General features: G+C 65.2%; 5 protein-coding genes. 1 reads left to right on the top strand and 4 read right to left on the bottom strand.

Features of this window, described 5'->3' with window-relative positions; all coding sequences use genetic code 11:
• The first annotated feature begins 180 nt into the window (after window positions 1-180).
• Window positions 181-621, top strand: coding sequence for a D-erythrulose-4-phosphate isomerase (gene derI / locus ACXJ7R_RS24765; protein ID WP_457154124.1), 441 nt, complete (start codon window positions 181-183; stop codon window positions 619-621).
• A gap of 40 nt (window positions 622-661) precedes the next feature.
• Here the strand turns inward: derI and ACXJ7R_RS24760 are convergent, their stop codons facing one another.
• The 4 genes from ACXJ7R_RS24760 to ACXJ7R_RS24745 all read right to left on the bottom strand — a co-directional run.
• Complete coding sequence (locus ACXJ7R_RS24760; protein ID WP_457154123.1) at window positions 662-1408, bottom strand: SDR family NAD(P)-dependent oxidoreductase; 747 nt, start codon at window positions 1406-1408, stop codon at window positions 662-664.
• A 202-nt stretch (window positions 1409-1610) separates the two neighbouring features.
• On the bottom strand, window positions 1611-2720 hold the full coding sequence (locus tag ACXJ7R_RS24755) for an NAD(P)/FAD-dependent oxidoreductase (protein ID WP_457154122.1): 1110 nt from the start codon (window positions 2718-2720) through the stop codon (window positions 1611-1613).
• The gene (locus ACXJ7R_RS24750; RefSeq protein WP_457154121.1) at window positions 2701-3123 is read right to left on the bottom strand and encodes a hypothetical protein; all 423 of its coding nucleotides are present in this window, start codon (window positions 3121-3123) and stop codon (window positions 2701-2703) included. The genes ACXJ7R_RS24755 and ACXJ7R_RS24750 overlap by 20 nt, the downstream gene beginning before the upstream one ends.
• A partial coding sequence (locus ACXJ7R_RS24745; protein ID WP_457154120.1) for a LodA/GoxA family CTQ-dependent oxidase occupies window positions 3120-4899 on the bottom strand: 1780 nt, incomplete at its 5' end. The genes ACXJ7R_RS24745 and ACXJ7R_RS24750, both read right to left, overlap by 4 nt.

Genomic DNA, 4899 nt, shown 5'->3' with positions numbered 1-4899 from the left:
TCTCTGTTGTTGGCGTCGATATTTACAATAGTCGACTGGCACTCGACAAATGTCAAGCTGCGAGCCAAACTATGAATGCCAACCGTTGGCCGCGGATGGAATGCACCCGCTGACACCCAGGACCCGGGCGCCAGACGGCGCATCCGCGGCACAACTCAGAATCTGAAAGGAAGTGAGCCCATGAAGATCGCTATCGGCGCCGACAGTGCGGGAAAGCCGCTTCTGGATGTGATTGCGGCTCATCTGGCCGGAAAGACCGGCATAACGCTAACTGATTTCAGTCAGCCGGGCTTTTACGCCGACATAGCGCAGACGGTTGCTCGAAAGGTGCTTGAAGGTGAATTCGACCGCGGTTTGCTGTTTTGTGGAACCGGCATCGGTGTTTCGATTTCCGCCAACAAGGTGCCGGGCATGCGCGCCGCACTGACCCACGATACCTACTCGGCCGAACGGGCTGCCAAGTCCAACAATGCTCAGATCATCACGATGGGCGCGCGTGTGATTGGCCCGGAACCGGCGAAGGCGATTGTCGACAAGTATCTGGCGTCCGACTTCGATCCCACCGGGCCTTCGGCCGAGAACGTCAAGGCAGTCGATCGTCTTGATGAGATCAAGCGCTAAAGAAACGAAGGGCCGCGCGCGAATTCTCGTGGTTTGGGGATCAGTAGGTGGCGCGGCCGCCGGAGAGATCGAATACCGACGCGGTGGTGAAGCTGTTCTCCTTCGAGACCAGCCAGGCGACCATGTTCGCCGCCTCGTCGACTTCGAGGAACCGTGCGCGCGGGATCTTGGCCAGCATGTAGTCGATATGTTCCTGTTTCAACTGGTCGAAGATCGGCGTGCGCGCCGCAGCCGGCGTGATGCAGTTGACCGCTATGTCGTAGCCGGCAAGCTCCTTGCCCAGTGACTTGGTCAGCCCGATGACCCCTGCCTTGGACGCCGAGTAGGCGGATGCGTTGGGGTTGCCTTCCTTGCCCGCGATCGAGGCGATGTTGACAATGCGGCCGTAGTTGCGCGCCTTCATGGCAGGCACGACAGCGCGGTTGACGTGAAAGGTTCCGTTGAGATTGATATCGATGACGCGCCGCCAGGCATCGAGCGGATACTCGTCGAGCGTGTGATTGGGCCCGGCTATCCCCGCCGAATTGACCAGGATCGAGACGGCCCCGCTCTCGTTTTCGGTGCGGGCGTGCGCCGCAAGCACCGCCTCGGCATCGGTGATGTCGACCAGGACGCCCTTGGCTGCGTCCCCGAGGCCGGCAACGGCCACCTCCAGCCCTGCCTTGTTCATGTCCCACAGGCTCACCCTTGCGCCCGATGCGACCATCCGCCGGGCAAAGGCCAGGCCCAGCCCTTGCGCTCCACCGGTAACGACGGCGACCTGTCCTTCAAGATCGATTTTGTTCATTGCGTTCAATCCCTGGCGATCGATATGCAACCACACGACGGCACGCCCGGTTTCGGCATGGAAATCGCCGACAGGGCACTGCTGAAATCCCTCGTCTAACGTGGCGGCCTGACGCTTGTTTTGTTCGGGCGGGCAGTATCGACATCTTCAGGCAGCCGAGCCCGACGTCAATGGTGTCGGCGAGGGCAGTTCCGTAAATGTGCTACGTGTTGTGATACAAATCTGCCGCGCGCTCTTCGGGTTGAGGCCGACGCCGCTGCCAGAAGGCAGTGTCCCACCGCGCGGCGGCGGCATAATGCACGCCGAGCGCGGAGGCGTAGTCGGCAAAGCCCTGCGAGGCGATCATCGCGTAGCGCGTGCGTGCGAGGTCGTCGCGTCCGTCGACCATGTCCGACGCGGCATAGGCGGCGAGGATCCCCGAGCGCAGCGCATGCACGATCCCTCGCGACGACAGCGGATCGGCGGCGAACAGGCTGTCGCCCGCCGCCACCCAGCGCTCACCCGCTGCCGGATCGACGGTGGCCGTTCCCGCCGATTTCACCAGCGTTGCGGTTTCACGCGCGCCAGGAGGCAGAAGCGGTGCGATCAGTCGTGTTGCCGCCAGTGCGMGGTACCAGGATTCCGGATCGCGCAGGCCGCTGCCCAGGTCAGGATCGGTCAGGCACGCCACCACCCGGCGTCCGCCGGGCAAGTCGGCGCTATACCACCAGCCCTCCGGGCGCGCCTCGATGACCATGCGGCCATCGCCCGGCGCGCGGTCGAAGAAGCGGGTGTATGCGGCGAGGTGGCCATGCACCCGAAGCTTCGCGCCGAAGGATCGCGCCAGCCGCCAGCTGCGGCCGGTCGCCCAGATCACGGCGCCGGCGATAATGTCCCCATCGGCGAGCTTGAGCCGCCAGCCCTGGCCCTCACGCGCCGCCGAACGCACGTCGCACCCAAGTCGCACTTGCGCGCCTGCCGCCGCTGCCGCCTGCACCAGAAGCCGATCGAACCGTGCCCGGTCGAGTTGCCAGCCGGCGCCGTGGGCGGAGAATATGCTGTGCCGCTCGTCGAGCGCCTCGCCGGCCCATGCCGAAACGACCGCGCGGTTCTCCACGAAAGCCGCAGCAAGGAACGGCGTCCAAACGCCGAGCTGGCGTAACAGCCCCTGTGCTACCGCCGCCAACATCTCACCCGGTTTTATCAGCTCGTGCAGCCCCGCTTCGAACAGCACCACGCGCCGTCGGGGCGCGTGACGGCGCAGCATCAGCGCTGCCGCGGCACCCGCCGGCCCGCCGCCGATGACGACGAAGTCAGCCTGCTCGCACGGCATAGAAGGATGCCACCACCCCTGCCGGGTTCGTGCTGCCGCCATCGCCCGAATGCGGGATGGTGCGCACCACCGAGCCGACGATCGCGGGCACTTCCAGCCGGTCGGTGCTGTCGGGCCAAACCGGCACAAGCCAGCCGATATAGTCGTAGATCCACTGCTCGCCGCCGATCACGCCCTTGCCCTGGAAGCGGACCTGCATCGGCGAACCGTAAGCGAAGCTACCGCGCAGATCGAGCGACCATCCCGGCCCGCCGATCGTTCCCGCAAGTTCGGTGACGGACTGCTCCGCAATGGCCAGCGTGCCTTCGCCGAACAAAAGGTCGTTGGCCGCCTTGCTGAGATCGGGGTCGTTGTTGAAGCTGCGATAGGCCCAGTTGCCGACAAACGGATTGGTCACGGTCATTCTCCCGAATCTTCGACGCAGATGTATTTGATTCCGGGCGAGGGCTGATCGAGCCCGCCCGCCGGATTGCGGACGATGAAGCCGAGCTTCGACCATTCGGTCACCATCTTGAGGTCGCCGGCAAGCGTCTGCGGAATGCCGCGCGCCCAGTTGCGGAACTGGAAGTCCTTGCCGACGGGATAATAGGCCTGCATCGGCCGATGCGCCGGCCACCATAAGGTCTCCCACACGCGCCGCTCGCGCTCCATCAGCGTGTTGCCGACGCTGTCGGGATAAAGGACGTTCCATTCCTCGTAGGTGACGTCGATCGTCTGGGTGGAGCATTCGTTGAAATCGGCCTGCCATGGCAGCCCGCCGAGCTTGGTCAGGTCGCCGGGCTGCAATCCCAAATCGAGGTCGCTGCCTTGCGACAGCGGGTCGGAGGCATAGGCGATATAGCCTTCCTCGCTGACGCCCGCTCCCCATCGGTTGGCGTTCTCCTGCGCCGCGGTCAGCGCAAAGCTGTACCATTCAGGGTCGGCTTTGATCCGGTAGGGCTCGCGCCAGATCGCCGGATTGCGGATGATCCACGTCACCTCACCGCCTGGGCAGAAGGCGCCGCCGAGTCCGTTCGACAGCACACCCTGGTCGAGACCGCGTCCGCCCGGCACGTTCCAGTCCTTGTAGGGCTGCCAGGGATCGATCGCGGGGGCGAAACCTGCATCCACCTCGTCAATGAAGATGCCCGCCGCCCATTGCCGCAGCAGGAACAGTTGCGTGTCGGTCAGCCGCAGGAACTTGCTCACCGTCTTGTTGGTGATCGGATTGTCGCCGGCAAGCAGCGGCATCAGCGGCAGGTGATAGGTCCGCGTCGCCGGATTGGCGTCGAGCCGGAACAGGTTCTCCTCGCCTGGCTTGCGCAGCAGATCGAACAGATACTGCCGCGCGGAACGGCCGGGATCGGTCGTGGCATCCTTGGCCGCGGCAGCGAGCGCGCGCTCGAGCAACTGGCCGGAACGGTATTCGAACGCCAACCGGCGGAGCGCAGCCTCGATCGGCTCGTCCGGATCGGTGGTCCGGTCTGGTTCGCCGGGCTCCTGCCGCGACGAGGCCCGGGCGAGCGTCAGCATCCGTTTGCGCGGCGGCGCGGCGGCCGCGGCGATGCGCTCGATCACGCCGGTGATCTCAGCATCGAAGGCGCTGCGCGCCTCGGCATAGGCCGGCTCGGCCACGGTGTCGTTGTCGGCGAAGGTTTTTTGCCAGCGCGCGGCATAGCTGCGCGGCGCCTCGCCATCGTCGGGCGGGCAGACCGCGGCGGTGAAAGTCGCCGCTGCCGCCCTCAGCGTGGCGGCGGCATCGCCAACCACGGCATCGGCAGCCGCGCCCGGCGCCTGCGTTGCATCGAGTAGCATCAGGCTCGGTTCCACCGCTGCCTCAAGCAGCCGTCCGCCGACATGGTCGTCCTTCGCGCGGCCTTCCTTTTGCGCCAGCGCACGCGGTGCGATGCGTGGCGGGATGCACAGGCGATAGGGATCGAACGTGCCCCGGCTCGACTGGTTGTGCGGGAAGTTCGATTGCTGGAGGATGTTGGTGAAATAGGAGAATTCGTCGGCGCGGAAAATGATCGGCCAGATGTCGCGCCAGAACCAGGGGCGATAGGCCGGGTTCCACTCAACCGGTCCTGCCTGCCAGTGCTGCAAGGCCGCCGTGTCGGTCGGATCGATCTTCTGCGGCGCGTCAAACGTTCCCGCGGTGCCGTACATGTCGGTGCGATAGGCAAATTCCCGGATAGACATG

This window comes from Mesorhizobium sp. P5_C1 (assembly GCF_054049815.1).
Note: the sequence above shows the minus strand (reverse complement) of the source record. Positions and strands in the feature narration are given on the sequence as shown.

Bases quoted from the DNA above. Each gene is read 5' to 3' on its own strand.
- derI (WP_457154124.1), top strand. From the start codon at position 181: ATGAAGATCGCTATCGGCGCCGACAGTGCGGGAAAGCCGCTTCTGGAT.
- ACXJ7R_RS24760 (WP_457154123.1), bottom strand. From the start codon at position 1,408: ATGAACAAAATCGATCTTGAAGGACAGGTCGCCGTCGTTACCGGTGGA.
- ACXJ7R_RS24750 (WP_457154121.1), bottom strand. From the start codon at position 3,123: ATGACCGTGACCAATCCGTTTGTCGGCAACTGGGCCTATCGCAGCTTC.